Here is a 24,861-nt window from a genome sequence, read left to right on the forward strand (position 1 = left end):
CTGCCGCCTTCGACTTCCCGAAGTTGCTCGCGGCGCCCCCACTCGTTGCCCCTCGTAACGTGCGCCACAGCACGAGCAGGATGAGGGCGGTGACGATCAGCGGCAGGATCTGCCCGACCCAACTGAAGGGCGAGCGCCCCGAGAGGATGGTAACCGGCACCCGCGCCTCCCGCAGCCGCGTCAGGGTCGCCTCGTCGGGTGGGACGACCACCGACTGGGGCTTGGTGGACACGGTGTTCACCAGGTAGACGGAGGCATTCCCGGCGCCGTCCAGGGTGACCCTTTCTACCCTGCCTGCCTTCAGGTCGGCGAAGAAGCGGTTGGTGGTGTAGGTGCCCCCAGTCGTCAGGGGGGGCAGGTCCGGGGCGGGGGAGTTCGCCGTCTGCCCCAGTGCGGCGGGCGCAGCCAGCACAAGCAGCAGGAGGGCCGTGGGGCCAAGAGGCGGGCGGGACATGCTCCATGCTACGCCTCCGCCCGCGGGCCCAACCCTGCGCTGCGTGACCTTCCGGGACGTTCCGCACGGGCCGGAACTTTGGCGTGAGAGTGTTGCCCTTTCGCTCAGCCGCCCGTCAGCCAGCGTGACTATGCTGACCTCATGCGTACCGCCTTTCTGCTCGGCGCTCTGGCCCTCGGCCTGAGTTCCTGCACCATCTCCGTCCGCTCGAACCTCGGCCTGGTGGGCAGTGAGAGCAACCTGATCGCCGACCTGCGCCCGGACAGGGGACAGGGCGCCACCTACTATGTGGGCGAGCCCGTCCGCTTCCGGCTGACCACCCGGACGGCCGGGTATGTCACCCTGGTGGCGCTCCAATCCAACGGGTACGCCAGCACCCTGGTCCGCAATGCCTACGTTCCGGCGGGCACGACCGTCTTCCCCCGCCCGCAGGACGGGGTGACCTACAACGTCGCCGCGCCCACCGGCCTCCAACGCGTGCGGGCCATCTTCACCCGCGTGCGCCCCGCGACCGACCTCGTGCTGAGCGGCACCTACGATAACGGTCGCTGGAACACCGTCACCACCACGTACATCGAGCCCTACCCCGTGGCCGACCGGGACGTGCAGGAAACCTACCTCTACATCCGCTAAACCGCCCAGCGCCCGCCAGCCGCCCCGCACGCGGCTGGTTTTCTCTTACCCTGGGCGAATGAGTCTGACCTTCGAGGAAGCCCGGCGGCGCGTGGACGCCTACATCGGCCAGTTCGAGGAGGGGTACTTTCCGCCGCTGCTGCTCATGGCCCGCCTGGCCGAGGAGACGGGCGAGGTCGCGCGGGTCATCGCGCACGGGAACGGCAAGACGCCCAAGCCCGGTGAGGACGCGGGCGACCTGGAGATGGAACTCGCCGACCTGCTCTTCGTGATGATCTGCATGGCGAACGAGCGCGGCCTGAGCCTGGAGCGCGGCTTTACGCGCATGATGGAGAAGATCGAGACCCGGGACGCGGACCGCTGGACCCGGAAGGAGGCAGGCCGATGACCGACCCCCGTTATCCTCTCGGGCCGATGCCGCAGCCCCTCGCGCTCACGCCGGGGGAGAGGCAGGAGGCCACCAGGGCCATCCGCGCCCTGCCTGATGAACTGCGCCAGTTGGTTGAAGGTCAACCAGACACGGTTCTCGACACGGCATACAGAGACGGCGGCTGGACGGTCCGGCAGGTCGTCCACCACATCGCCGACAGCCACATGAACGCCGTGGTGCGGCTCAAACTCGCCTTGACCGAAGCCAACCCGACCGTGAAGCCCTACGAGGAGGGGGACTGGGCGAGGCTGCCGGACATGGGGCTGCCGGTAGAGCCCAGCCTGAGCCTGCTGGCAGGTCTGCACGCGCGTTGGACGGCGCTGCTGGAAACCCTGACGCCGGAGGGCTGGACCCGCGAGTGGACGCATCCCGCGCAGGGGCGGACCTATACGGTGGATACGCTCGCCGCGATGTACGCCTGGCACGGGCGGCACCATCTGGCGCACATCCGCCGGGTGACGGGCTGACCGTGCAGTACGACAAAACCTTTCACATCCCCGTGCCGCTGCGCTCGGCGGGCGTCGTCATCCTCAACGACCGGGGCGAGGTGCTGCTCGTCCGCGAGGGGAAGCCGGGCAGCGCGGGCCTGTGGCACATCCCCGCCGGAGCGGTGGAGGAAGGTGAGCATCCCCGGGACACCGCCGTCCGCGAGGCGTACGAGGAAACTGGGCTGACGGTGCGCCCCCTGCGCCTTCTCGACGTGCTGCTGGGCCGCTTCCCCGACGGCGCCCTGATCCAGCGTTTCGCGTGGCTGGCGGAGGTGGTGGGTGAGGGCGATGTTCCTGCCCCGCTCCCCGACTTCGCCCAGGAGGTGCGGGAAGCCCGCTACTTTCCCCATGCCGAGGTGAAGGCCATGTACGAGCGCGGCGAGTTGCGGATGCACCACACTTGGCTGTTCGTGTAGGCGGCGTATGGGCAGAGGGAAAAGGCGGGGGAGGCGAGCGGCTGAGCGCCCGTCCCTCTTCCGTTGTCTGCTCGTTTATTGGCACCACCCGGCTGTGGCGAGCCCAGTCTTCCTGATCCTCCGCATTCAGGACTGAAGCAGGGTATCCTCAAATATGAAACTCGAACCCATGTTTATCGTGCTGGAGATTGACGAGCCAGTGCGAACACAAGTCATCCAACTCCGTAAGTCCTGTAAGGACGCGTTCCGGGCTTCACTGCCAGCGGAGATCACTCTGACCGGGTCGAGTGGCGTTGGCCCACTCACGCTAGAGCAATCTATCGAAGACATAGCCACAGCTTTAGACAAGGTGGCAGCTGACACACCACGGTTTCAGGCTCAGTTCGGCCCCATGTTGCGTTTTCCAGAAACGGACTTGTTCGTCCTGACCCTACGGGATGAGACGCCGTTCCACGCGCTCCACGATCAATTGACCAGGAGTGGTCTCCAATTCAAACCGAGCGCCTTCCCGTTCAAGCCCCATTGCACGGTCAGCGGCAATCCCGTGACGGCTGAAGAAGCCGCACGACGTCTCCAGTTAACGCTTCCCGCTGCGTTTACGTTGAGTATGCTTGCTCTGTACGGTCTTCAAGACGGTCAAGTCACGAGAATGCACTCAACCCAGTTGACGGTGCCAGCGTAAGAAGCGACTTGGTGAGTCCCAGACGGAGTACCGCGCAGTGAGGCAGCCTCCGTCCCAGGGTCACTCGTACCCGAGTTCCCGCAGCGCCTCCTCGTCCTCGCGCCAGCCGGGGATCACGATGACTTCCAGGCCCAGAAAGACCTTGCGGTTCAGGAAGACCTCGAGCTGCTTGCGGGCGGCCTGGCCGATCTCGCGCAGCATCTTGCCGCCCGCGCCGATCACCATGCCCTTGTGGGCGTTCTTCTCCACGACGATCTCGGCCTCGATGCGTTGCAGGCCGTCCTCGCGCTCGGTCCAGTTCGTGACGCGGGTGGCGACGGCGTAGGGCAGCTCCTCGCGCAGCTTCTTCATCGCCTCCTCGCGGATGATCTCGGCGGCCCACTGCTCGCGGGTCTGGTCGGAGGCCGCGCCGCGCGGGAAGAAGAAGGGGTTTTCGGGCAGCGCGTCGAGAATCTGCTCGCGCAGGGTGGCGACCGCCTCGGGGTGGTTCTGGGCGCTGAGCGTGGTCTCGTGCGTCTCAGCGCTGCGGCCCTCCAGCAGGGCGCGGTAGAGCTTCATCGCCTCGTCGGGATACTTGGCGGCGTCCACCTTGTTCCCGATCAGGAAGAGAGGCTTGGGCAGGTCGCGCACCTGATGGGCGACGAGCCCGTCCTCGTCGGTGGGCGGGTGGCGCAGGTCCACGACCCAGAGGATCACGTCCACGTCCGAGAGGGCGCTGTGGACCTCCTGGTTCATGTACTTGCCCAGCGCGTCCTTGGGCTTGTGCAGGCCCGGCGTGTCCACGAAGACGATCTGGTGCGTGTCGGTCGTGTGGATGCCGCGCACGCCCCGGCGGGTGGTCTGCGGGCGGGGGCTGGTGGGGGCAACCTTGGTGTTCAGGAAGGCGTTGAGCAGCGTGCTCTTGCCGACGTTCGGCTTGCCCACGATGGCGACGAAGCCGCTGTGCGTCTGCACCTCGTTCGTCTCGGGGGTGGGGGAGGACTGGTCCGTCATGGGCCGATTGTCTCACGGGGAGGACAAAGCAACCGTGCGGGCGGGGAGGAACGGCGGGGGCCTGGCTGGGGGCAGCAGAGTCAGGCCCGCTTTCTTTCCCGGCTCCATGCTCGGGAGGGGGCAACCTGCCAACATGGGGCGCCTCGCAGCTCGTATCGTCGCGGCTGGACTGCTCGCCATGAAGAACCCGCCTTTAGTGACGCTTTACTTCCGGCGGCCCCCGGGAACACTCGGCCAACCCCCACCGTACTCTGGGGCATGACCACCCCCTCTCCCTTGCAGGCCCGGCTGTCGGATATGTTCGGCCAGAGCGTCGCGGTTCTTTCCCGCCCCAGCCCCGCAACCTTCGAGCTGTTCGAGCGCCGGGGAGGAACGCAGCAGGCCCTGACGTACGTGCTGCTCGCCGCCCTAGTATCCGCCGTGATCGCCGCGATCTTCGCCCCCTTCCACGCCAACGTGACCGTGATCGGGCAGTTCATCACCCGCCTGATCCTGATTCCGGTCCAGTTCGCGGTCTTTACCGGACTGGTGTACCTGATCGGCAAGTATCTGTTCCGGGGCACCGGCACCTACCCCGAGGTCGCGTACTCCTTCGCGCTGTTCTTTGTGCCCCTGAGCATCATCGGCACCGTGCTGGGCATCATCCCCATCCTGGGCTGGATCGTGGGCGTCCTGATCTCAGCCGTGATGATTTTCTTCGGCTTCCTCGCGGTGCAGTCGAGCATGAACCTGCGTGACACCGTGAGCGGTGCGGTGACGCTGATTCTCGCGGGCATTGCCAACTGGGCGGTCCAGGCCTTCCTGCTCGCGCTGATCCTCGCGCCGTTCGTGCGCTGAACGAACTTTAGAGGGGCCGGGGGGGTGATATGCCTCCCCGGCCCTCTTGCTGACGCGGCCTGGCTACCTCGACTGGGCCAGGGTAACGAGACGATCCGCGACCTCGGGCACGGTCAGGGCAGAGGTGTCCAGCTCCAGAGTGGCCCCGCGCCGCAGGAGCGGTTCGACGAAACGGACGTTGTGGACGATCTGCCGCCATTCGTCCTCGCTCTTGCCGTACGGATTGTTCGTGCGTCTGGCAATCCGAGCCAGCATCACTTCCAGCGGGGCGCTGAGCAGGACCACATGTTCGAACCGGTCGTAGAACTTTCCCTGATTGCTCTTGCACCCGCTGACGAACAGGGCGGGCTCATGGCTCCTGGTCAGGAGGTCCCCCATCCGGTCCTCCCGCCACACCCAGTCCGGCTCGCCTGTCCCCGGCTCGGCCACCCACTCGCACCACTCGTCGGAGTCGGTGTCGATGGCGGGAAAGCCGCGCCGCGCCAACTCCTCGATGACGGAGGACTTGCCCGTGCCGGACATCCCGGTGATCAGGACCCGCCCCACCGCGCCCCCCTCACTGCTCGGCGTAAACGCGCACGTCCACGTCGAGTTCGCCCCGCCCGCCGCCGTAATAGGTGCCGCGCACCGGGGACACGTCGCTGTACTCGCGCCCGTGGCCGATCTTGACGTGCCGCTCGCGGGCGAGGCAGTTGTTGGTGGGGTCGTAGCCCAGCCAGCCCGTACCGGGCAGGAAGCACTCGACCCAGGCGTGGGTGGCCTCCGCCCCCAGCATCCCGCCGCTGCTGTACAGGTAGCCGCTGACGTAGCGGGCGGGAACGCCGAGCCCCCGCGCCACGGCGAGCATCGCGTGCGTGAAGTCCTGGCAGACGCCCCGCCCATGGCGCGCGAACTCGGCGAGCGGGGTGCTCACCGACGTGGCCCCCGCGGCGTAGGTGAAGCGGCGGTGGAGGTGGGAGGTCAGCTCCATCAGGTACCCCGGCAGGTCCTCGTGGGGCAGGGGCCGCCGCACCCCGAACGTCTCCGGCCACTCGCCCGCCGGAACCCGGGGGCTGGGCACCAGGAATTCGGTGTACCGGCCCCTCACCCCGCGCAGTTCCGAAAAAGGCACCGGCACCGGATCGGGCACCGGGTGGGTGTCCACGATGGCCTCCGCCGTGATCTTCAGGAACGTGTGGGCCTCATGCACGTGGACGTGATGTACCAGCGCCCCGAAGTAATCCTTGTGGGACGTGATCTCGGCCTCGGGCTCGACGTGCAGGTGAAAGGACCGCACGGTCTGGCGCGCCTCGTTCGACGGGTGCAGCCGCACCTCGTTGAAGGAGTCCCAGGCGGGCTCCTTGTAACGGTACTCGGTGGTGTGTCGAATCTCGCAGCGCATGTGGCCCTCAGGTGACGCGGCCAGGCTGGCCCCGCCGGGCAGTCTGCCATGCCCGGCGGGCGAGAAGGTGACCCGGTGCAGATAGGGCCGGGGAGTGTGGGTGCCCCGGCCTCCGGCTTCTCCCTCTCATTCCTGCTGAAAGTACGCGGCGTTGATCGCCGCGCCGACCCGGTTGAAGTCGCCCAGCAGCTCCCCCAGCGCCGGGTTGTCCTCGTGGAGGATGTCGGTGACCCCGGCGTATTGCAGCCGGGCGACCAGCCAGCGCGAGAGCCGCAGCACCTCGGGGTGGGCGCCGGGGTGGTGGCGCTCGATCTGGGTCAGGGCGTCGTGCAGGTTCTCGGCGCTGTAGCGCACGCTGCGGGGGAAGAACTCGTCCAGCAGCAGGAACTCGCCGATGCGGACGGGGTCGATGCCGGTGTGGACCCGCTTGCGGTACGCCTCGTAAGCGCTCGCGCCCTTGAGTATGCTGACCCAGCGCTGGTCCTGAATCGCGCGCTGCTTGGGGTCGCTCAGGTCGGCGGCCTCCAGGTTGCGGTAGCGGCTTTGCAGCACGCGCAGCATGTTGTCGCCGCGCTCCAGCATCTGCCCCGCCCGCATGAAGGACCAGCCCTCGTCGCGCGGGAGGGTGGCGAAGGCGATCCCGAAGAAGAACTGCGAGGCGTCGCGCGCTTCGGCGCAATATTCGAACAGGCCGTCGCGGTCGAGCAGCTCCTCATTCTGGAAGCACAGGTTGAGGTACGTGCGGTTGATCGCCTCCCACATCTCGGAGGGAATGCGGTCGCGCAGGCCGCGGGCGTTCTCGCGGGCGCGCTGAACGCTCGACGCGATGCTCGACGGGTTGTCGCGGTCGAGGGCCAGCCACGCGCTGATCGAGCGCGCGTCCACCCGCCCGTACTTCGCCCGGAGCTGCGCCTCGCCGCCCGTCATCTCCAGCAGGGGGCGCCAGGACTCGCGGGCACGGCCCCCAATCTCCAGCGACGTGTAGTAGTTGACGTTCAGCAGCCGGGCGGTGTTTTCCGCGCGTTCCACGTACCGCCCGATCCAGAAGAGGTTCTCGGCCAGGCGTGAGAGCAGCAGCATCAGCGGTCCTCCCCCTCGTGCGGGCGCTGATCCAGTTCGGCGTGGCCCAGTTCGTCCTTCTCCAGCTCCTGCTGGAAGGAATGCTGGCCGGGCGCGTCCTCCGGGGTGGGCGTGTCCTCGGGCGGCGTGCCCCAGCCCCGCGCGTCCTCCCCCACCTGGCTGTAGCGCTGGGACTGCGACTGGTTCTGGGCGCCGCCCCCCGTCTGGGTCTGCGATTGGCTCTGGCCCCCCGGCGCCGACCCCAGCCCGCCCTGATACTGGCTCTGCGACTGGCTCTGCGACTGCCCCTGCGAGTCGCCGTGCCAGAGCTGGCTCATGCCCCGCGGGGTGGCCGGGCCGTCGTGGTCGAGGACCCAGGTGTCCTTGGAGCCGCCGCCCTGGCTCGAGTTCACCACGAGCGAGCCCCGCCGCAGCGCCACCCGCGTCAGGCCGCCCGGCACGATGGTGACCTCCTGCCCGCACAGGATGTAGGGCCGCAGGTCCACGTGCGCGGGCTCGAACAGCCCGGTGTCCGGGTAAAAGGTGGGGTGCCGGGACAGGCCGACCACCGGCTGCGCGATGAACTCCCGCGGGTTGGCCCGCACCTTGACGAGGTACGTCTCCACCTCCTCACGCGTCGCGTAGGGGCCGAGCAGCATCCCGTACCCGCCCGCCTCGCCCACCGCCTTGAAGACGAGTTCGCCCGCGTGGGCGAGCATGTGCTCCAGGTGGTCGGCATTCCAGCCCAGGTAGGTCGGCACGTTGTTCAGGATCGGCGCCTCGTTCAGGTAGTAGCGGATCATGTCGGGCACGTAGGCGTACACGGCCTTGTCGTCGGCCACGCCCGTGCCGATGGCGTTCGCAATCGCCACCCGGCCCTGGCGGTACACCTCGACCAGCCCGGCCACCCCCAGCGCCGAGTCGGGCCGGAAGGTGAGGGGGTCGAGGAAGTCGTCGTCGATGCGGCGGTAGACCACGTCCACCTGCTGCCGCCCGCCCGTCGTCCGCATCCACACCCGGCCCCCGTCCACGAAGAGGTCGCGGCCCTCGACGAGTTCCACCCCCATCTGCTGGGCGAGGTAGGCGTGTTCGAAGTACGCGGAGTTGTACATGCCGGGGGTCAGCACCACGACCGTCCCGTTCTCGCGCGGGCTGACGGACTGGAGGAGCGCGAGCAGGGCGGTCGCGTAGTGCCCCACCGGGCGTACCCCCTGGCCCTCGAACATGCCGGGGTAGATGCGGGTCATCGCCTGGCGGTTGGCGAGCAGGTACGACACGCCGCTGGGCGACCGCAGGTTGTCCTCCAGCACCAGGTACTCGCCCTTCTCGTCGCGGATCAGGTCCGTGCCGACGATGTGGGTGTAGAGGCCCTGGGGCACCTTCAGCCCATGCACCTCGCGGCGGAAGTGCGCGGAGGTGTAGACGAGTTCGGCGGGAATGACCCCGTCCCCCAGAATCTGCGCGTCGCAGTAGATGTCGCGCAGGAAGGCGTTCAGCGCCCGCACCCGCTGGGTCAGCCCCGCCTCCAGGTGCGCCCACTCGGAGGCCGGGATGATGCGCGGCACCGGGTCGAAGGGAAAGGTCCGCTCGGTGCCCTGCGCGTCGCCGTACACCGTGAAGGTGATGCCCTGGTTGCGAAACGCGAGGTCCAGCAGGCGGTGGCGCCGCTGGAACTCGGCCACCCCCTGGCGGTCGATGTAGCCCTGCACGCCCTGGTAGTGGGGCCGCACCGCCCCGTCCGGCGTGAACATCTCGTCGAAGAACCTGTTGCCCGGCTCGTACCTCATGCCCGCGCCTCCTCGTGTCTGGGACTGCTCCTGCTGAGATGTCCCAAGATAACGGAGGAGTTTAGAGGGGCGGAGGAAGGGGCGCGCGCAACTCCCCAGCCCTCTAGACTGGCCCGCATGACCCAGGACAAGGCCCTTGCCCCCGACGACCGCGCCCGACTCGACCAGGTCTTTATGCAGGTGGTGCTTGACGTGCAGGCGCAGGCCCAGCAGACCCAGCCCGAGCGGCCCGGTAACCTGGCCGCCATGTTCCACAAGGAGCAGGTGGGCGAGGCCCTGCAAGGCTGCGCGATGCTGATCGCCGGGTGGAACGAGAACCGAGTGGACGAGGCGGGAGTGCAGCGCAGCGCCCGCGCCCTGCGGGGGCTGGGGCTGAACGACCTCGCCGAGCGGGTCGAGCGGCTGCGGCAGATCGGCGAGGGCTGAGGCTCCCGGCGGGTTTGGCAAAGGTTCGTTCAAGGTAGCGGTGTTGCCTGGATCACAGAGGCCGGGCCGAGCGGTTTGTCAGACTGCATTCACTCCGGGGGAGTAAGCCGCCCCGCCGAGGCGTTTCGGTGGGGAGCGCGGGGCCGTCAGTTCGGGCAGGAGACCTGCTCCGGCCCCACGCCACCAAAGGGCCAGACTTGGATAGGACCGCCGTACGCGCGGGCTCTAGCTGTCTGGCCCTTCCCCGTGGGCCGATCAGGAGGGCGACGCGCGGCGGGGACCGGAAAGACTTGACCCTGTATGGAGCAAACCTTCTCGTGGCTGTTTGACCTCTGGCTCGGCAAACCGGTGTGGATGTGGGCGCTGTTCCTGACGCTGGTGGGGGGCCTGCTCGCCTTCGACCTGGGGGTGCTGGGACGGCGCCGGGCTGCGCGGACGGACGGGGCCGGGCAGGAGATCGGCGTCAAGGCCAGCCTGGGGCTCAGCGCCTTTTACATCGCCATCGCGCTGCTGTTCGGCGGGTGGGTGTGGCTGGCGCTGGGGCCGGAGAGCGGCATGGCCTACCTGACCGGCTTCGCGGTGGAAAAGGCCCTCGCGCTCGACAACGTGTTCGTCATCAGCGTGATCTTCGCGGCGCTCGCGGTGCCCCGGCACCTGCAACACCGGGTCCTCTTCTGGGGCATTCTCGGCGTGATCGTGCTGCGCGGCCTCATGATCGGGCTGGGGGCCGCCCTGGTGAGCAACTTCGCCTGGGTGATGTGGGTGTTCGGCGCGTTCCTGCTGCTGACCGGGCTGCGGCTGCTGTTCGTGAAGGGGGGCCACGGGGCGCCCGACCTGGAGCGCCATCCCGTCGTCCGCGCCTTGCGCCGCGTCATGCCCATCAGCCCGAGGCTCGACGGCGAGCGTTTTGTCACCCGCCTGCCCGACGCCGCGGGCCGGATGCGCCTGCACGCCACGCCGCTGCTGCTCGCCCTCCTGCTCGTCGAGGCCGCCGACCTCGTGTTCGCGGTGGACTCCATCCCGGCGATCTTCGCGATCACCCAGGACCCCTTCATCGTGTACACGAGCAACATCTTCGCCATCCTGGGGCTGCGCGCCCTGTACTTCGCGCTCGACGCCCTGATCCACCGCTTCTCGGCCCTCAAGCCCGCGCTGGCGCTCGTGCTGGTGTTCATCGGCGGCAAGATTTTCTACAACCAGTTCTACGGCAAGCTCGACCCGGCGATCAGCCTGGGCGTGACCCTCATCATCCTGGGCGGCGGCGTGGCCCTCAGCCTGTGGAGGACGCGGGGGAAGGGGGCGCGGCCCGCGGCGTGAGGCATCGGTCATCCCACCTGCGAAGCCCCTCTCCCCGGCGCGGGGCGCCGACCCTCTCCCGCAAGGGGAGAGGGTGAATGCGTCCCCGGAGATGCCCCTAGGTGCTCCCGCTCGCCACTTGGCCTCTCTCTATAGTCCGGTCAGTCCAACTCGGGTGGTGGAAAGCCGCTCTGGGAGGTCATCTTTTGCCCCTCCCCCTTGAGGGGGGAGGCTGGGAGGGGGTGAGCGGGCCTGCATCCGGGCGCGGCAGGATTTCAAGACCTCGGAAAATTTATCCAAATCAGGAAGGCCATCCTGACGAGTTTCGATCTGGTCTCGGCATCGAGGACGGAGCCCCAGCCACTCACGGCCCCTCCGCCGTCATCGCCCGCTGGGTTTCGCGGTCTGCCTGGGCCACTTGATCGGCCTGGCCCAACGCGCCCCACTCGTCGGTGCCGTCCAGCCTCGGCGCGAGGCCCCGCAGGTAGGCGGCCTGGGCGATCAGGTACGCACTCAGCGGCGTGGTGAGGAACTGGAAGAGCAGCACCGCCGCCAGCCGCGTGAAGGCCGCCGCGTCCGAGAGCTCCAGCGCCACCCCCAGGAAGATGCCCGCCGAGCCCAGCGTGACCAGCTTGCTGCTCGCGTGCAGCCGCGAGTACAGGTCGGGAAACCTCACCAATCCGACAGCGGCGGTGAGCACGAAAAACGCCCCGATCAGGATGGGGATGTCCCGCAGCGCGTAGAAGTCGGTCATGGCCGCCCCCTCACCTCATCACCCGCCCCACCAGCAGGTAGCGCGTCAGGGCCACGGTGGACAGGAAGCCCAGCAGGCTCAGCACGAGCGCGGCGTCGAGCGTCACCAGGAGGCGGGTCTTGACGGCGATCAGGGTGAACAGCACGACCAGATTCACGCTCAGGAAGTCGAAGGCCATGATGCGGTCGCCCCAGGAGGGACCCCGCAGCACCCGGTAGGCGACGAGCAGGACGGACAGGGTGACGGTGCCGAGCGCGAGGTTGACGATCACGGGTGGACCTCCGGGGGGGCGGGGTGGGGCGAGGCGACGCGCAGCAGGCGCTCCTCCACCTCCAGGATGGAGGCGTGGGCGCTCTCGGCGCTCGGCGCGCCGATGACGTGGGCGTAGAGGACGCGCCGGTCCGGGCTGAAGCCCAGGACCAAGCTGCCGGGCGTCAGGCCGATGACGGCGGCGAGGAAGGTCAGCGCCCCGTCGCCCCGCAGGCGCAGCGGCACGGCCACGATCATGGGGTGAAGCTCGGGCCGGGGCCGCAGGGCGAGCAGGGCGACGTGAACGTTCGCCGCGGTGAGTTCGCGTAGGAAGAAGCCCAGAAAGCTCAGCCCGGCGAACACCCGGCGGACGTACTCGCCCGTGCCCAGCGCCCAGGGAAACAGCGCCAGGATGGCAAAGCCCAGCGCGAAGCCGATGAGCAGCTCCCGGGTGCTGACCTCCCCCGCGAAGAGCGCCCACACCACGGCGAGCAGGAGGTTGAGGGTAAAGCCCCTCACTTGACCTCCCCCCCGGTCGGCGGCTCGGGAATCATCACGGGCCGGTCCCCCAGCACGCCCCGGATGTAGCGCGCGTTGTCCCGCAACTCGGCGGCGGTGGCGTCGGCCCGGGCGAAGAGCGGCCCGGCGAAGAGAGTCAGGCCCGCGACGAGCGCGGAGGCCGCGTAGGCGGAGGCGCGCAGCGGACGCGGCACGCGGTACACCGGGAGCCAACTCGGGTGCTGGCCCCAGAAGAAGCCGCGCCAGACGTTCAGCATCGCGTACAGGGTGATCAGGCTGCTCAGCAGGGCGCTCGCCACCGCCAGCAGGGCCAGGGGCGATCCCTCGGCCAGCCCCGCCCGCACGAGCGCGTACTTCGCCACGAAGCCGCCGCTGGGGGGCAACCCCGCCACCGTCAGCGCGCACAGCAGGAAGCACCCGGCCAGCAGCGGCAGGGCGTCGAGCATCCCCCGCACCCGCACCAGGGGCGAGCCGCTCGCCCGCTCCGCGACGGTGGCGATGGAGAAGAGGGCCGTAGTCACGAGGACGCTGACCGCGAAGTACCCCACGCTCGCCCGCACCGCCTCCACCGTGCCCACCCCCAGCCCGAAGGCGAGGTAGCCCACCGAACTCACCACCAGGAAGGACAGGATGCGCCGCCACTCCCGCTGCGAGGCCGCTCCCAGCGCCCCGTACAGCATCGTCACCGTGCCCAGCCCCAGCAGCAACGTGTTCGTCACCCCCGCCTCCTGCACGAACACGGTCGTGAACACCCGCAGCAGGGCGTACACGCCGACCTTGGTGAGGACCGCCGCGAAGAAGGTGCCCACGGCGGGCGGCAGCGCCGGGTACGTGCCCGGCAGCCAGAAGCCCAGCGGGAAGAGCGCCCCCTTCGCCGCGAACACGATCAGCAGCAGGACCCCCACGGCGGTGACAGTCGTGTTCGGCCCGAGTTCCGCCGACCGCTGGGCGAGGTGCGCGAGGTTGAGCGTCCCCAGCACCCCGTAGCTCAAACCGCACGCGACGACGAGCAGCGCCGAGGCCGCGAGGTTCATCACGATGTAGCGGAAGCCCTCACGCAGTTGCTCGCGGGTGGAGCCCAGCACCGCCAGGGCATAGGAGGCCACCAGCATCACCTCGAAGGCCACGAACAGGTTGAAGAGGTCCCCGGTCAGGAACGAGAGCTGCACCCCCGCGAACAGGAACTGCATCAGCGCGAGGAGGTGGTGTTTCTCCCGCACCGGGTCGGGGTCGGCGGCGGCCTGCCACACGGCGAGGAGGGCACTCACCGCGCCCAGCACGCTGACCCAAGCCGTGAGCTGGTCGGCGGTCATCACGATGCCGAAGGGAGCGGGCCAGCCGCCGAGTTCCCCCACGAGCACCGTGCCGTCCGCCGTGGCGAAGAGCAGTCCCAGCGCGAAGGCGAGGGTGAGGAGCGCCCCGGTCAGCGCGAGCCCCACCCGCACCGGGCGCCGCCACGGCCAGAGGAGCCCCAACCCAAAGCCCAGCGGCGTGAGGATGGGGGCGAGGGTCAGCCAGGCGAGGGAATTCACGGTCCGTCCTCCGGGAGGCGGACCCGGGGCACGGCGGCCAGGACGAACACCTGGGCCTCCGCCGGGTCGGGCCGGTCCGGCCCCTGGTGCTCGGGGTCGGCGGCCATGTCGAGCTGGGCGTCGGGGTCACGGGCCAGGCTGTCGCCGAACGCCTCCACGTCGTCGTGCCCTGCAACCTGGTACGCGCGCAGGGCGACCGTGAGCACCAGCGCCGTGGTGGCGAACCCGATCACGATGGCGGTCAGGATCAGCGCCTGGGGCAGCGGGTCCGCGTACGGCCCGCGCAGGGTGAGCAGCGGCGGCGCGTCCTCGCGCAGCCCCGCCACCGTCAGGATCGCCAGATTACCCCCGTAGGTGATGAAGCTCAGCCCCAACACCACCCGCACAATCGAGCGCGACAGCAGCAGAAAGACGCCTGTTCCGATCAGCAGGCCGATCAACAGGGCGAAGAGGGTCTCCATCAGCGGGCCTCCGCGTGGGCTAGCGAATGATGACAAGAAAACATGGGCCTGTGTCTTTTGCCCCTCCCCCTTGAGGGGGGAGGTTGGGACTGGCACAGCTCCGCAGGAGAGGGGGTGAACGGGCCTGGCATCCAAGACAGGCCGCTCTCAAAACGGCTCTGGTTGCCCGCGGGCTCCTCCACAAGGGGGAGGACCTGTAGAGCTGAGGAGCAGAGGGGGGTGGACGGCACCTCCGCCCCGGGCTGACCCAGAACGCCCCTCACTGGTCGTCCTCCACCCGCTCCTGCGGGTTCACCTCGGCGAGCCCGTAAGCGATGGCGAGGCTTGCGCCCACCACCACGAGGTACACGCCCAGGTCGAAGAGCAGCGCGCTCGCCCACTCGAACTTGCCGGTCAGCGCAGTGGTGAGGTAGCCGTAGTCGCTCTTGAGAAAGGGCCTGCCCAGGAGGTACGGCACCAGCCCGGTCAGGAAGGACAGCGCCAGCCCCCAGGGCACCAGCCGGGCGGGGTCGAGCCGCAGGGCCGAGTGCCCGTAGGCGATGCGGTGCAGGATCAGCGCGCAGGCGGTCATCAGCCCCGCGATGAAGCCCCCGCCCGGCGCGTTGTGCCCGCGCCACAGCAGCAGCAGCGCGAAGAGGATCACCAGGGCGAAGACCGCGCGGCTCACCGTCCGCAGGATGGGGTCGCCCGTCAGCGGTGGGGGGGTCGGCCCGCGGCGGGCACCGGGAGCGGGGGTCGGGTTCTCGCGGCTCATGTTTCCTCCTTGATCCTGGGGGGAGCCGGCGGAGTCTCCGGGGAGGGTGGGGGGGCGCTGGCCTCCGGTCGCGGGCGGCCCCCCTTGCCCAGCCGCACCAGGGCCAGCACCGCGAGCGCGACGGTGCCGACCACCACGATCTCGCCCAGGGTGTCGAAGCCCCGGAAGTCCACCAGCAGGACGTTCACCACGTTCCGGCCCCCGGCAAGTTCATAGCTGTTTTCCAGGTAGTACGGCGAGATCGGCGGGGCCAGGAAGCGCACGCCCGCCAGCACGAGCAGGGTGGCCCCCAGCCCCATCGAGGCCGCCAGCAGCAGGTCCAGCCGCAGCCGCCAGCGGGCGCGGGGCAGGTCGCCGCCGCGCGGCAGGTAGCGGAAGGCGAGCAGGTAGAGGATCACCGTCACCGCCTCCACGAGCAGTTGCGTCAGCGCGAGGTCGGGCGCGCGCAGGCCCAGGAAGGCGGCGGCGCTCCCGAAGCCGGTCAGCCCGGTGACGACCACCGCGGTCAGGCGGCTGCGCGCGAGCAGCACCCCGACCGCCCCGGCGACGAGCAGCGCCGCGACCGGCAGCAGCGCGAGCGGCGGCGTCCCGATGGGGTGGAAGACCTGCGGCGCCCGCCACACCGCGTACCCGGCGATCAGCGCGGCGGCCCCCAGCATGAGGCGGAGCTGGTCGGGCAGCGCGAGCCCCTGGGTGCGGGCGATCAGGCGGCTGGACAGGACGTTCACCCCCTCGGTCAGCGCGTAGTACACCGTGTTCGCGTTCACCCGCGGGGTGAGGCGCCGCCCCAGGATCGCCACCCGCCCGGCCTGCCAGATCAAGACCGCGCCCAGCCCCCAGGTCAGGAGCGTGGCGAGCAGCGCGGGCGTGACCCCGTGCCAGAGGCTCAGATGGCTTGTGTAAGTGGCGAAGTCCAGCGCGTTCTGCGCTGTTCGCGTCAGGGCCTCGACACTTCCGGGCAGCAGGCCGAAGGCGAGGGCACCCAGCGTCAGCAGTCCAGCGGGCAAGAGTAATCCGGGCGGGGCCTCATGTGGCTGGACTCCCGCCGGGTGGCGCCGCGGCCCCCAGAACACCCGCAGCAGCCGGAAGGAGTACGCGAAGGTCAGGGCACTTCCCAGCACGGCGACCGCGATGAACACCGGCCCCTGGTGCAGCATCGCCTCGTAGAACAGCTCCTTGGAGATGAAGCCTCCCAGCGGCGGCACCCCCGCCATGCTGAGAGAAGCGAGGAGCGCGGCGGCGAAGGTGAGGGGGAGGGCCTTTCTCAGCCCACCCAGCAGAGGAATCTCCCGCGTCCCCGTCTCGTGGTCGATGATGCCCACCACGAAGAAGAGGGCCGCCTTGAAGGCCGCGTGGTTGAGCAGGTGCGCCGTGGCTGCGAAATTTCCCTCCGCGTCCGCCAGCCCGTACAGGCTCATCAGCAGGCCGAGCTGCGACACCGTGGAGTAGGCGAGCAGCGCCTTGAGGTCCGTCTGCCGCAGCGCGATCCACGCCCCCCAGACCAGCGTGGCGAGCCCCACGGGCACGATGATCCCGCCCCACAGGGGGCTCGACCCGAACAGCAGCCCGAACTTGGCGACGAGGACCACCCCCGCCTTCACCATCGTCGCCGAGTGCAGGAAGGCAGAGACGGGGGTGGGCGCCTCCATCGCCGTCGGCAGCCAGAGGTGGAAGGGGAGCTGGGCGCTCTTGGTGAATGCCGCGAGCAGGACGAGGAGCAGCGCGGGCGTGAAGAGGGGAGAGGCGCGCAGGGCCTCCAGATTCAGCCCGGAGAGCGAGGTGCTGCCCCCCGCAATGCCGATCATCGCCACGGCGGCGAGCAGGCCCAACCCACCTAATGCACTCACCAGAAAGGCCTTGACCGCCCCGTCGCGCGCCGCCGAACGGGTGTGCCACAGCCCAATCAGGAGGAAGCTCGTCACGCTCGTCAGCTCCCAGAAGCCGAACAGGGCGATCAGGTTGTCACTCAGGACCAGCCCCAGCATCGAGCCGCCGAAGAGGAGGAGGTAGGAATAGAAGCGCCCGAAGCGTTCGCGCTCCGAGAGGTACGCGACCGCGTACAGGCTCGCCAGCGTGCCGATCACGCCGACCAGCACCGCGAACAGCAGCGAAAAGCCGTCCCCCCGGAAGGCCAGGGCGAGGTCCAGGGTGGGGACCCAGCGGGTGACCTCCAGCGCGGGCACGGCGCCGGGCATGGCCGAGAGCGGCCCGGCCAGGAGCAGCGCGGGCACGAAGGCGAGCGCGGCCACGTACCCCGTGCGGCGGCCCAGGCGCGGCCCCAGCCCAGCACAGAGCGCGGCGAGCAGAAAGGGAAGAAAGACGGCGAGCGTCATGGCCCGCCCGGGTGGGAGAAGTGCGTCTGTCCCGCCATCGTCACCTCAGGTCGCGGCGCCGGGCAAGCAGCGGGGCGCCGCGGATGCGAAAGAGTGTGGGCGGCGGCCGTCCCCCTCCGGCCCCAGCGTCCCCCGGCAGCGCAGGACGCCCCGACCGAAAGCCAGTCTAAGCGACGGTGGGCAGAGCGCGGCAGGTGGACCCGGGCGGCGCCCAGAAAGAATTAGCGGCGGCGCCGCCCCAGCAGGAACCACCCGGCGGCGGCGGCCAGAAAGCCCACGCCCACATAGGTCCAGAGGTTGGGTCCCGAATTGCGCTGGACCACGGCGCCATTGTTGCCGTAGGTCACGCCGTTCAGCTCGTTGCCGGTGTAGCCCGGCGCGGTGCCGACATTGTTGACGACCACGTCCGGCCCGTCCAGGGCGTCCGCGACGCTGCTCACGGCGGTGAAGATCAGGGCGTACTTCAGGATGTCGTAGCCGATGCCCCGGCTTTTGTAGTAGCTCTGCGGGTAGGGGAAGTAGCGGCCCGGCGAGAGCTGGTAGCGGTACTGGCCGCTGGGCGTGGCGCTGTAGGTGATCGCGCTGCGGGGCACGCCCGCGGGCAGCCGCACGTTCTTCCACCCGTTGAGCTGGGTCGGCGTGATGCGGGCCGCCGCCGCCCGGTTCGCCGCACTCGTCGCGCCGCTGGTCGTGCTGCGCTGCGTGGTACTCGGCGTGCGCGTGGCGGGAGGGGTCGAGCGTGGGGCCGTGTAGGTATTCCCGGACGGAGTGTTGCGGGGCGGGGTGTATCGCGGGACGGACGGGGCACGGTAGGTGCTGCCGCTGCCCCGCGGGAGGCTGAACCCACCGGAACTGCGGCTGCCGCCGAAGCCCCCGCCGCTGCGCCGTCCGGCGTCGGCGGCTCCCGCGGCAAGCGCGAGGGTGGTCAGGAGGAGGGTCACGGAACGTTTCATCCCCTCAGAGTACGGTCCTGGGACCCTGCGAGTTCCCGCCAGGAACACGATTTTCCGGGATGTGAAGGCGGACCGAAGGCCCGGCTAGACGGGCTGGGCGCCTCCGCTTTCGTCCGCCGTAAACTTCCCCCATGTCCCTCAGCGCCGCGTTTTTTTATTGGTTCGGTCCATCCCGGGCCTGACGCCAGCGCTGCCATCCCAGCCGAGAGCCGCCCGGAGGAAGCCCACCTCCAGGCGGTTTCTTCATCCGAAAGGAAGCCCGCCATGACCCACCCCGATCCCATCATCCAGGCTGGACGAACCGAGAACCTGAACGTCTCGGGCTTCACGCCCCTGATCACGCCCCGTGCCCTCAAGGCGGGCCTCCCGCTGACCCCGCAGGCCGAGCGCACGGTGCTGGCAGGGCGAAAAGCCGCCCAGGACATCGTGCATGGGCGCGACGACCGCCTGCTCGTCGTGGTGGGGCCGTGTTCGATCCACAATTTCGACCAGGCCGTCGAGTACGCGGGCCGCCTGGCCGAGTTGCGGGAGAGAGTCAAAGACCGCCTCGAAGTCCACATGCGCGTCTACGTGGACAAACCCCGCACGACGGTGGGCTGGCGCGGCTACCTGATGGACCCCGACATGACGGGGGAAAACGACATCAACAAGGGCCTCTCGCTCACCCGCGAGCTGATGATCCGCGTCTCCGAACTCGGCCTGCCCGTCGCCACCGAACTCCTCGACCCCTTTGCGCCGCAGTTCCTCTTCGACGCGGTGGCCTGGGCCTGCCTGGGCGCTCGCACCACCGAGTCGCAGACGCACCGCGTCATGGCGAGCGCCGTCAGCGCCCCGATGGGCTTCAAGAACGGCACGGGCGGCGGCCTGAAGCTCGCGGTGGACGCCATCGTGGCGGCCAGCCACCCCCACGCCTTTTTCACGGTGGACGACGACGGCCAGGCGTGCATCGTCCACACACGCGGTAATCCCGACGGGCACGTCATCCTGCGCGGCGGGCGGAACGGCCCCAACTACGCCCCCCAGTTCGTCGCCGAGGCCGAGTCGCTGATGCGCGCGGCGGGGCTGGACCCCGCGGTGATGGTGGACTGCTCGCATGCCAACAGCGGCTCGGACCACCAACGCCAGGGCCTGGTGTGGCGCGACGTGCTGCACCAGCGCACCCGTGGGCAGAAGGCGATCAAGGGCCTGATGGTGGAGAGCAACCTCCGCCCCGGCAAGCAGAGCCTGGGTGCCGACCTGACCCAACTCGTGCCCGGTGTCAGCGTCACCGACGCCTGCGTGGGCTGGGACGAGACGGAGGCGCTGCTGCTGGAGGCGCACGCGGCGTTGGGGCGGGAAACCGTGAGCGGGTAAGTCGTGCCGTCCAGAGAAGTGTGCTGGGACGGGAACAGGAATAGGGCGGTCGTCCTGACCCTCCATGAACTGACGCGCGAGCTGGAGCGCAGTATGGAAGAAGCCAGGGCGGCCCAGATTCAGATGGACTTCGTGTTGACCGCTGGCGACTGTTCATTGCTGCTTACCGTCGGTGAGGGGGATCGTAGCTTCGTGGCGTTCATGCGGGGTCCTGTGGAACAAGGAAACGCCCTTTTCGACTACGTTCTTGACGGTCAGGAAGAAGACCCTGCTCATCCGTTTCTCTATGGTGGTAGCTACAGCGAGGTGGATTTCAACCGAACAGTTCCCTCTGGGGATGCAATCAAGGCTGTCAGAGAGTTTTTCGAGACGGGCGAAAAGCCGGGTTGGCTTCCTTGGGAGGCTGTATAGCTGGGCGCCGTGTTGCCGCCCTCCATCGCCGGGAGAGGCCCCTTGTGCTGCTCGCCGCCCAATCCCCACCCAACCTTCACGTTTCCCCACGTTCCGGCGCAGATACCTGCGGCAGACTGTTCTCCATGCGGCTGGTCGTGATGGGCGTGGAGGCGAGCGGGAAGAGCACGGTGGGCCGGGAGGTGGCGGCCCTGACCGGCTGGCCGTTTCTCGACGGCGACGACTTTCACTCCGGTGAGGCGCGGGAGAAGATGACTCATGGGCAGGCGCTCACCGACGCCGACCGTGCCCCCTGGCTCGCCCGGCTGCGCGCGGAGCTGGAGGCCAGGCCCGACGCCGTCCTCGCCTGCTCGGCCCTGCGGCGCGTCTACCGGAACACGTTGCGGGCGGAAGGCACGCATTTCCTCTTCCTGAACGTCCCCGAGGGGCTGCTGCGCGAGCGTGTCGCGGCCCGCACCGGGCACTATGCCGGAGCCGCCCTCCTGCCGTCGCAACTCGCCACGCTCGAACCTCCTGCCCCCGATGAGCCGGACGTGGTGACGCTCGACGTGACCGCCGCCGACACGCCCGCTGGCCTCGCCCGCCGCGCCCTCTCCGCCCTGGGAGTGGCCCATGCCTGAGGCGCGCAAGACGTTCGGTGGAGGCCGCAAACCCAGCGAGCGGCCCTCCAAAGTGTGCGCCACCTGCGGCCTGCCCTTCACCTGGCGCAAGAAGTGGGAGCGCGACTGGGAAAACGTGCGCTACTGCTCCGACCGCTGCCGGGCGGTGGCGAAACGGGGGAGGGCGTGACCTCCTCCCCATCCCCCGCCTACGGCCTGGTGTGCATGACGGTCGGGCCGGAGGTGCGCTTCCGCACGATCACCCTGACGAACTACCAGAAGCTCCCGCCGGGGGAGCGGGAGGCCAAACTGCTCGACCTGTACTCGGACAACATCGTGCGGGTGCGGCGGGCCGCCGCCTTCTGCGCCGCGCGGGGTATCCGGCTCTACCGCCTGAGTTCCAGCCTCTTCCCCATGTTCGACCTGGAGGGGGACGATACCGGGCGGGCGGTGCTCGACCACCTCGCGCCGCAGATGACGGAGGCGGGGTACGCCTTCGAGGACGCCGGAATCCGCGTGCTGATGCACCCCGAGCAGTTCATCGTCCTGAATTCCGAGCGCCCCGAGGTCCGCGCCTCCAGCGCCCGCACCCTCGCCGCCCACGCGGACACGCTTGACCGCTTCGGCTTTCCGCGCTCCACCTGGAACCTGCTGCTGCTGCACGGCGGCAAGGGAGGCCGCGCCGCCGAACTCGCCGCCATCGTCCCCGACCTGCCCGAGTCGGTCCGCCTCCGGCTGGGCTTCGAGAACGACGAGCGCGCCTACGGTCCCCAGGACCTGCTGCCCGTGTGTGAGGCGACGGGGGCGCCGCTCGTGTTCGACGCCCACCACCACGTCGTGCGCGAGAAGTTGCCCGACCAGGAGGACCCCAGCGTGCGCGAGTGGGTCCTCAGGGCCCGCGCGACGTGGCGCCCCCCGGAGTGGCAGGTCGTCCACCTCTCCAACGGCATCGACAGCCCGCAGGACCGCCGCCACAGCCACCTGATCACCGACTTCCCCAGCGCCTACTTCGACGTGCCCTGGATCGAGGTCGAGGCCAAGGGCAAGGAGGAGGCCGTCGCGGCGCTGATGCGCCTGGAGGCGTCGGGCGCGCGGCCCCAGGCCTTGAGTGTGGACGCCCGGACGCTGGTGGAGGAAGTGGGGATGCAGCCGGAGTAAAGCCCTCTGTCTCCGCTGGATAAGGTGTGTCTTCGAACCTCGGGGATGCGAACCGGACCTGAGCCTCTAATGGCGTGGTTTCAAGCATCGCTGTCCGCTCAACCCCGACCTCGCGCCGTGAAGCGGGAAGGCTGTGGTCACGCTCTTCCGCCCACGCTCCTCTCCGCGCCGCGCTACCCTGCCCGTGTGAACGTCGTCGTGTTCGACCTGGAGACCACCGGCCTGTCGCCCGAGCGGGACGCCATCGTGGAGATCGGCGCGCTGCGTGTGCGGGACGGGCGGGTCGCCGAGTCCGAACGCTTCGAGACCCTGGTGAGGCCGCTGAGCGCCGGGGGCGAACTGCTGCGGATTCCCTGGCACGCCCAGCGCGTCCACGGCATCAGCGACGACATGGTGCGGGGCGCTCCCCACCTCGCCGACGTGTTGCCGGAATTCCTCGACTTCGTGGGGGACTCGCCCGTCGTGGCGCACAACATCAGTTTCGACAGTCGCTTCATGCGCGAGGCGGCCCGGCGGCATGGCCTGGTCTGGGCTCCACCCGCCGAATACTGCACCATGCAGCTCTCGCGCCGCGCCTTTCCGCGCGAGCGCTCACACAACCTCGACGTGCTCGCCGGGCGCCTCGACCTCGCCTTCGCGCGGGGCGGGCGCCACCGCTCCTTCGGCGACGCCCAGGTGACCGCCGAAGCCTTCGTCCGCCTGATGGAACGGCTGAAGGTGGGGGTGTAGGGGAGTAAAGCCCCCTCCTCATTGGGGGACAACATCAAGTGCTTGCAAACAAGCGCGTTCCTCAGTGATAAAACTCCTCCCCCTCAAGGGGGAGGCTGGGACTCGTAGAGCTGCTTGCAGGGGGGTGAACGCGAATGCCCTGCGGGGCGGCCAGAAGCGAAGGCATCTTGCCAGTCGTGGAGCCGGTCACACGCCCCCTCACCCGGGCCCTCTCCCGCAAGGGGAGGGGAGAATCGTCTTACTTCCGCGCGCCCACGCCCTTGGGCACAAACACAATGGCATTGGGCACCGGGCGGCTCCAGACGGTATTCAGGTAGCCGCCCAGCCCGGCGTACCCGCCCGCGACGTAGGCGGTGGCGCTGCTGCCGCTGTCCAGCCGCACGGCGTCGCGCACCCCGGCGGCGGCCAGGGCGGCGGCGAAGGCCTCGGGCGTGCCCTGCTCCAGGTAGGCGATGGTGGGCTGGCCCTCCAGCACCCCGAAGGCGACCTGCCGGGTGGGGCGCCAGATGTTGGTGCCCGTGTCGAAGACCTCGCGGGTGGGGTTGATGACGACCCGCCCACCCTGCACGAGCAGCGGCCCGGCGCTCAGGGCGTCCTGCGCCGATTCCCAGGGGGCGTCCTGCGCCTGCCAGTTCAGCGCGGCGCGCAGCGGCTGCCCCGCCGCGCGCGGCAGCGCCGGAAAGCGGGCCGGATCGAAGGTGAGGGCCAGCGTCCCGGCGGGCGGCACGGCGCGGCCCGTGACCACCCGGCTCACCGTTCCCGCCCCGGGCGTGAGGAGCAGCGTGGTCAGCCCGTCCGCGCCGACGGCAGTGCGCCCATCCCCCACGAAGGCGGTCAGCAGGTCCGGCCTCACCTTCGACCCGACCGTGTTCACGGTGACGCTGCCGAAGGGGCCGCTGAGGACGTAGCGGGGCCGGGGGTAGCCGAACAGGGCGCCTCCCTGCGCGGTGAAGCCGACCGTGGCGCGCTTTTCCAGGCTGGGTGCCACCATCAGGCCGCCGACCGCCACGAGGTCCACCGGCAGGCTGCTCGCCGTGTCGAAGTACCCGCCGTTCACACCGGCAACGCCCCCCGCGCTCCTCACCAGGCTGGCAACGTCCCGCGCGGCGCCCAGCGGTGCGGTGACTACCCGGGGCTGGAACCGGTCCGGGTCGAAGCTCAGCAGGTGCAGGGTGCCCCGCACCCGGTAGGTCACCCCCTCGGGCAGCCCCTCGGGGTCGATGGGGGGCGGAACGTGGGTGTCCAGGTGCGTGGTCGTGTCGATCACCACCCGGTAGGGGTCGTCCAGGGTGAAGATTTCGCTCGTGCCGCCCCCGGTTTTCAGGCGCACGGTGGTCTGGGGAGAGGGCTGGGTGCCCGGCTCGATGCTCAGGGTGTCCCCGCTCGGCAGCGTCTGAGCGGAGGCGCTCGCGCTCACGCCGGGGAGCAGGATGCTCAGGCCCGCCGCCTCGCGCACGACCTGGTGCGGGGCCGCCGCGCTGAGTTCCAGCACCACACGCTGCACCTCCACCGTGCGGTGCAGGGTGCGGCTGACGCGCACAGTGTCCAGGTGGGCCGAGGTCGCGGGGGGCGTGGCAGGGGGCATGACCGGTGCGGGAGGAGGGGGAGGTGTTGTCGGTCGGGCCGGGGCGGGCGTGGGGGGCGGGGGAGCCGGAACGGCCGCGGTGGCCCCCTCGTCGGGTGAGGGGGGCAGCGTCGCGGTGGGCACCACCTTGGGGGCGGCGAAGTCGAGGAGATCGGGGGCGTCGGCGATCACCGTCACGCCCAGGGTCCGCACCGCCGCGAGGGGGACGTACAGGCTCCCACCCACGAGTTGCGGCACCGCCAGCTTCGGCGTGGCCGGAAGAGTGAAGCCCACCGCGCGCCAGCCGCGCTCAGGCGAGAAGCGCAGCTCGCGGGCGCCGTACAGCAACCGCACGTCCCCCGGATCGTTGCGGACGGTGACCCCGATTCGGGGCAGCGTCCATACCGCCAGCATCTCGCTGCCGCCCAGCATCCGCGACTCCACCGCCGAGGCCTGCACCACGCCCCCAATCGCCACCGGACGCGCGCCCGCCGCCGCCACCAGCGCCAGCGCCGCCGTCCACATCAGCCTTCTGAACGTCACGGGCGGGAGTTTACCCTGTGGCCGGGGCGGGGCGGGTGAGCGCCTGCCCGGCTTTCCCGCCTGTCAG

The 24,861-nt window shown here is 69.7% G+C and carries 28 protein-coding genes and 1 pseudogene; 14 read left to right on the forward strand and 15 right to left on the reverse strand.

Annotated features, from left to right (window positions below):
- A pseudogene (locus DAERI_RS17845) lies at nt 1-454 on the reverse strand (ATP-dependent zinc metalloprotease FtsH); the annotation flags it as partial.
- Nucleotides 455-595: 141 nt separating this feature from the next.
- Here DAERI_RS17845 and DAERI_RS17850 point away from each other — a divergent pair.
- The 5 genes from DAERI_RS17850 to DAERI_RS17870 all read left to right on the forward strand — a co-directional run bounded on the left by DAERI_RS17850 (nt 596) and on the right by DAERI_RS17870 (nt 3,103).
- Entirely contained in the window at nt 596-1,087 is a 492-nt protein-coding gene (locus DAERI_RS17850; RefSeq protein ID WP_103130801.1) for a DUF4384 domain-containing protein, read from the forward strand.
- A gap of 58 nt (nt 1,088-1,145) precedes the next feature.
- Entirely contained in the window at nt 1,146-1,475 is a 330-nt protein-coding gene (locus DAERI_RS17855; RefSeq protein WP_103130802.1) for a nucleotide pyrophosphohydrolase, read from the forward strand.
- Nucleotides 1,472-1,984 (forward strand): YfiT family bacillithiol transferase, encoded by a 513-nt coding sequence (locus tag DAERI_RS17860; protein ID WP_103130803.1) that lies wholly within the window; start codon nt 1,472-1,474, stop codon nt 1,982-1,984. Before DAERI_RS17855 ends, DAERI_RS17860 begins: the two co-directional genes overlap by 4 nt.
- 2 nt (nt 1,985-1,986) lie before the next feature.
- Nucleotides 1,987-2,421 carry a Nudix hydrolase gene (locus DAERI_RS17865; protein ID WP_103130804.1) on the forward strand — a complete coding sequence of 145 codons (435 nt, stop codon included), beginning with the start codon at nt 1,987-1,989 and terminating at the stop codon, nt 2,419-2,421.
- Nucleotides 2,422-2,575: 154 nt separating this feature from the next.
- Nucleotides 2,576-3,103, forward strand: a complete 528-nt coding sequence (locus DAERI_RS17870; protein ID WP_103130805.1) for a 2'-5' RNA ligase family protein — start codon at nt 2,576-2,578, stop codon at nt 3,101-3,103.
- 60 nt (nt 3,104-3,163) lie between these two features.
- Here DAERI_RS17870 and era read toward each other — a convergent pair whose 3' ends face one another.
- Nucleotides 3,164-4,096 carry a GTPase Era gene (gene era, locus DAERI_RS17875; protein WP_103130806.1) on the reverse strand — a complete coding sequence of 311 codons (933 nt, stop codon included), beginning with the start codon at nt 4,094-4,096 and terminating at the stop codon, nt 3,164-3,166.
- A gap of 258 nt (nt 4,097-4,354) precedes the next feature.
- On the opposite strand from era, the gene DAERI_RS17880 reads away from it, so the two are divergent.
- Nucleotides 4,355-4,933, forward strand: a complete 579-nt coding sequence (locus DAERI_RS17880; protein ID WP_103130807.1) for a YIP1 family protein — start codon at nt 4,355-4,357, stop codon at nt 4,931-4,933.
- Between the two features lie 63 nt (nt 4,934-4,996).
- Here the strand turns inward: DAERI_RS17880 and DAERI_RS17885 are convergent, their stop codons facing one another.
- The 4 genes from DAERI_RS17885 to DAERI_RS17900 form a co-directional block, all read right to left on the reverse strand.
- Nucleotides 4,997-5,479, reverse strand: coding sequence for an AAA family ATPase (locus tag DAERI_RS17885; RefSeq protein ID WP_165794275.1), 483 nt, complete (start codon nt 5,477-5,479; stop codon nt 4,997-4,999).
- Nucleotides 5,480-5,489: 10 nt separating this feature from the next.
- Nucleotides 5,490-6,314, reverse strand: coding sequence for a transglutaminase family protein (locus DAERI_RS17890; RefSeq protein ID WP_103130808.1), 825 nt, complete (start codon nt 6,312-6,314; stop codon nt 5,490-5,492).
- A gap of 126 nt (nt 6,315-6,440) precedes the next feature.
- Nucleotides 6,441-7,394, reverse strand: a complete 954-nt coding sequence (locus DAERI_RS17895; RefSeq protein ID WP_103130809.1) for an alpha-E domain-containing protein — start codon at nt 7,392-7,394, stop codon at nt 6,441-6,443.
- Entirely contained in the window at nt 7,394-9,160 is a 1,767-nt protein-coding gene (locus DAERI_RS17900; protein ID WP_103130810.1) for a circularly permuted type 2 ATP-grasp protein, read from the reverse strand. The genes DAERI_RS17895 and DAERI_RS17900 overlap by 1 nt, the downstream gene beginning before the upstream one ends.
- 117 nt (nt 9,161-9,277) lie before the next feature.
- On the opposite strand from DAERI_RS17900, the gene DAERI_RS17905 reads away from it, so the two are divergent.
- Complete coding sequence (locus DAERI_RS17905) at nt 9,278-9,586, forward strand: hypothetical protein (protein ID WP_103130811.1); 309 nt, start codon at nt 9,278-9,280, stop codon at nt 9,584-9,586.
- A gap of 300 nt (nt 9,587-9,886) precedes the next feature.
- Entirely contained in the window at nt 9,887-10,903 is a 1,017-nt protein-coding gene (locus DAERI_RS17910) for a TerC/Alx family metal homeostasis membrane protein (protein ID WP_103130812.1), read from the forward strand.
- Nucleotides 10,904-11,246: 343 nt separating this feature from the next.
- On the opposite strand, the gene mnhG is transcribed toward DAERI_RS17910, so the two are convergent.
- The 8 genes from mnhG to DAERI_RS17950 form a co-directional block, all read right to left on the reverse strand.
- The gene (gene mnhG / locus DAERI_RS17915; RefSeq protein WP_103130813.1) at nt 11,247-11,636 is read right to left on the reverse strand and encodes a monovalent cation/H(+) antiporter subunit G; all 390 of its coding nucleotides are present in this window, start codon (nt 11,634-11,636) and stop codon (nt 11,247-11,249) included.
- A 10-nt stretch (nt 11,637-11,646) separates the two neighbouring features.
- A complete protein-coding gene (locus tag DAERI_RS17920; RefSeq protein WP_103130814.1) occupies nt 11,647-11,907 on the reverse strand; it encodes an MrpF/PhaF family protein in 261 nt (86 codons plus the stop codon).
- The gene (locus DAERI_RS17925; protein WP_103130815.1) at nt 11,904-12,404 is read right to left on the reverse strand and encodes a Na+/H+ antiporter subunit E; all 501 of its coding nucleotides are present in this window, start codon (nt 12,402-12,404) and stop codon (nt 11,904-11,906) included. Before DAERI_RS17925 ends, DAERI_RS17920 begins: the two co-directional genes overlap by 4 nt.
- Nucleotides 12,401-13,936, reverse strand: coding sequence for a proton-conducting transporter transmembrane domain-containing protein (locus DAERI_RS17930; protein WP_103130816.1), 1,536 nt, complete (start codon nt 13,934-13,936; stop codon nt 12,401-12,403). The genes DAERI_RS17925 and DAERI_RS17930 overlap by 4 nt, the downstream gene beginning before the upstream one ends.
- Nucleotides 13,933-14,397: a Na+/H+ antiporter subunit C gene (locus DAERI_RS17935; RefSeq protein WP_103130817.1), complete on the reverse strand. Its 465-nt coding sequence runs from the start codon at nt 14,395-14,397 to the stop codon at nt 13,933-13,935. The genes DAERI_RS17930 and DAERI_RS17935 overlap by 4 nt, the downstream gene beginning before the upstream one ends.
- Nucleotides 14,398-14,656: 259 nt before the next feature.
- On the reverse strand, nt 14,657-15,151 hold the full coding sequence (locus DAERI_RS17940) for a Na(+)/H(+) antiporter subunit B (protein ID WP_103130818.1): 495 nt from the start codon (nt 15,149-15,151) through the stop codon (nt 14,657-14,659).
- A complete protein-coding gene (gene mbhE, locus DAERI_RS17945) occupies nt 15,148-17,484 on the reverse strand; it encodes a hydrogen gas-evolving membrane-bound hydrogenase subunit E (RefSeq protein WP_103130819.1) in 2,337 nt (778 codons plus the stop codon). Before mbhE ends, DAERI_RS17940 begins: the two co-directional genes overlap by 4 nt.
- Nucleotides 17,485-17,705: 221 nt before the next feature.
- The gene (locus DAERI_RS17950) at nt 17,706-18,437 is read right to left on the reverse strand and encodes a hypothetical protein (protein WP_103130820.1); all 732 of its coding nucleotides are present in this window, start codon (nt 18,435-18,437) and stop codon (nt 17,706-17,708) included.
- A gap of 264 nt (nt 18,438-18,701) precedes the next feature.
- Here DAERI_RS17950 and DAERI_RS17955 point away from each other — a divergent pair, with 264 nt between their 5' ends.
- The 6 genes from DAERI_RS17955 to DAERI_RS17975 all read left to right on the forward strand — a co-directional run bounded on the left by DAERI_RS17955 (nt 18,702) and on the right by DAERI_RS17975 (nt 22,687).
- A complete protein-coding gene (locus DAERI_RS17955) occupies nt 18,702-19,790 on the forward strand; it encodes a 3-deoxy-7-phosphoheptulonate synthase (RefSeq protein WP_103130821.1) in 1,089 nt (362 codons plus the stop codon).
- Between the two features lie 18 nt (nt 19,791-19,808).
- Nucleotides 19,809-20,201 (forward strand): Imm1 family immunity protein, encoded by a 393-nt coding sequence (locus DAERI_RS17960; protein ID WP_103130822.1) that lies wholly within the window; start codon nt 19,809-19,811, stop codon nt 20,199-20,201.
- Nucleotides 20,202-20,326: 125 nt separating this feature from the next.
- A complete protein-coding gene (locus DAERI_RS17965) occupies nt 20,327-20,821 on the forward strand; it encodes a gluconokinase (RefSeq protein WP_103130823.1) in 495 nt (164 codons plus the stop codon).
- Nucleotides 20,814-20,990: a DUF2256 domain-containing protein gene (locus DAERI_RS22905; RefSeq protein ID WP_235610451.1), complete on the forward strand. Its 177-nt coding sequence runs from the start codon at nt 20,814-20,816 to the stop codon at nt 20,988-20,990. Before DAERI_RS17965 ends, DAERI_RS22905 begins: the two co-directional genes overlap by 8 nt.
- A 35-nt stretch (nt 20,991-21,025) precedes the next feature.
- On the forward strand, nt 21,026-21,958 hold the full coding sequence (gene uvsE / locus DAERI_RS17970; RefSeq protein WP_439952262.1) for a UV DNA damage repair endonuclease UvsE: 933 nt from the start codon (nt 21,026-21,028) through the stop codon (nt 21,956-21,958).
- A 186-nt stretch (nt 21,959-22,144) separates the two neighbouring features.
- Nucleotides 22,145-22,687, forward strand: coding sequence for a 3'-5' exonuclease (locus DAERI_RS17975; protein WP_103130825.1), 543 nt, complete (start codon nt 22,145-22,147; stop codon nt 22,685-22,687).
- A 238-nt stretch (nt 22,688-22,925) separates the two neighbouring features.
- Here DAERI_RS17975 and DAERI_RS17980 read toward each other — a convergent pair whose 3' ends face one another.
- Nucleotides 22,926-24,776, reverse strand: a complete 1,851-nt coding sequence (locus DAERI_RS17980) for a phosphodiester glycosidase family protein (protein ID WP_103130826.1) — start codon at nt 24,774-24,776, stop codon at nt 22,926-22,928.
- Nucleotides 24,777-24,861: the final 85 nt, after the last annotated feature.

Source organism: Deinococcus aerius, assembly GCF_002897375.1.
Taxonomy (GTDB): domain Bacteria; phylum Deinococcota; class Deinococci; order Deinococcales; family Deinococcaceae; genus Deinococcus; species Deinococcus aerius.

Coding starts and splice junctions, on each gene's coding strand:
- DAERI_RS17955 (WP_103130821.1), top strand. CDS start 18,702: ATGACCCACCCCGATCCCATCATCCAGGCTGGACGAACCGAGAACCTG.
- mbhE (WP_103130819.1), bottom strand. CDS start 17,484: ATGACGCTCGCCGTCTTTCTTCCCTTTCTGCTCGCCGCGCTCTGTGCT.
- era (WP_103130806.1), bottom strand. CDS start 4,096: ATGACGGACCAGTCCTCCCCCACCCCCGAGACGAACGAGGTGCAGACG.
- DAERI_RS17940 (WP_103130818.1), bottom strand. CDS start 15,151: ATGAGCCGCGAGAACCCGACCCCCGCTCCCGGTGCCCGCCGCGGGCCG.
- DAERI_RS17850 (WP_103130801.1), top strand. CDS start 596: ATGCGTACCGCCTTTCTGCTCGGCGCTCTGGCCCTCGGCCTGAGTTCC.
- mnhG (WP_103130813.1), bottom strand. CDS start 11,636: ATGACCGACTTCTACGCGCTGCGGGACATCCCCATCCTGATCGGGGCG.
- DAERI_RS22905 (WP_235610451.1), top strand. CDS start 20,814: ATGCCTGAGGCGCGCAAGACGTTCGGTGGAGGCCGCAAACCCAGCGAG.
- DAERI_RS17890 (WP_103130808.1), bottom strand. CDS start 6,314: ATGCGCTGCGAGATTCGACACACCACCGAGTACCGTTACAAGGAGCCC.
- DAERI_RS17910 (WP_103130812.1), top strand. CDS start 9,887: ATGGAGCAAACCTTCTCGTGGCTGTTTGACCTCTGGCTCGGCAAACCG.
- DAERI_RS17950 (WP_103130820.1), bottom strand. CDS start 18,437: ATGAAACGTTCCGTGACCCTCCTCCTGACCACCCTCGCGCTTGCCGCG.
- uvsE (WP_439952262.1), top strand. CDS start 21,026: ATGACGGTCGGGCCGGAGGTGCGCTTCCGCACGATCACCCTGACGAAC.
- DAERI_RS17935 (WP_103130817.1), bottom strand. CDS start 14,397: ATGGAGACCCTCTTCGCCCTGTTGATCGGCCTGCTGATCGGAACAGGC.
- DAERI_RS17855 (WP_103130802.1), top strand. CDS start 1,146: ATGAGTCTGACCTTCGAGGAAGCCCGGCGGCGCGTGGACGCCTACATC.
- DAERI_RS17980 (WP_103130826.1), bottom strand. CDS start 24,776: ATGTGGACGGCGGCGCTGGCGCTGGTGGCGGCGGCGGGCGCGCGTCCG.
- DAERI_RS17900 (WP_103130810.1), bottom strand. CDS start 9,160: ATGAGGTACGAGCCGGGCAACAGGTTCTTCGACGAGATGTTCACGCCG.
- DAERI_RS17860 (WP_103130803.1), top strand. CDS start 1,472: ATGACCGACCCCCGTTATCCTCTCGGGCCGATGCCGCAGCCCCTCGCG.
- DAERI_RS17905 (WP_103130811.1), top strand. CDS start 9,278: ATGACCCAGGACAAGGCCCTTGCCCCCGACGACCGCGCCCGACTCGAC.
- DAERI_RS17880 (WP_103130807.1), top strand. CDS start 4,355: ATGACCACCCCCTCTCCCTTGCAGGCCCGGCTGTCGGATATGTTCGGC.
- DAERI_RS17895 (WP_103130809.1), bottom strand. CDS start 7,394: ATGCTGCTGCTCTCACGCCTGGCCGAGAACCTCTTCTGGATCGGGCGG.
- DAERI_RS17965 (WP_103130823.1), top strand. CDS start 20,327: ATGCGGCTGGTCGTGATGGGCGTGGAGGCGAGCGGGAAGAGCACGGTG.
- DAERI_RS17870 (WP_103130805.1), top strand. CDS start 2,576: ATGAAACTCGAACCCATGTTTATCGTGCTGGAGATTGACGAGCCAGTG.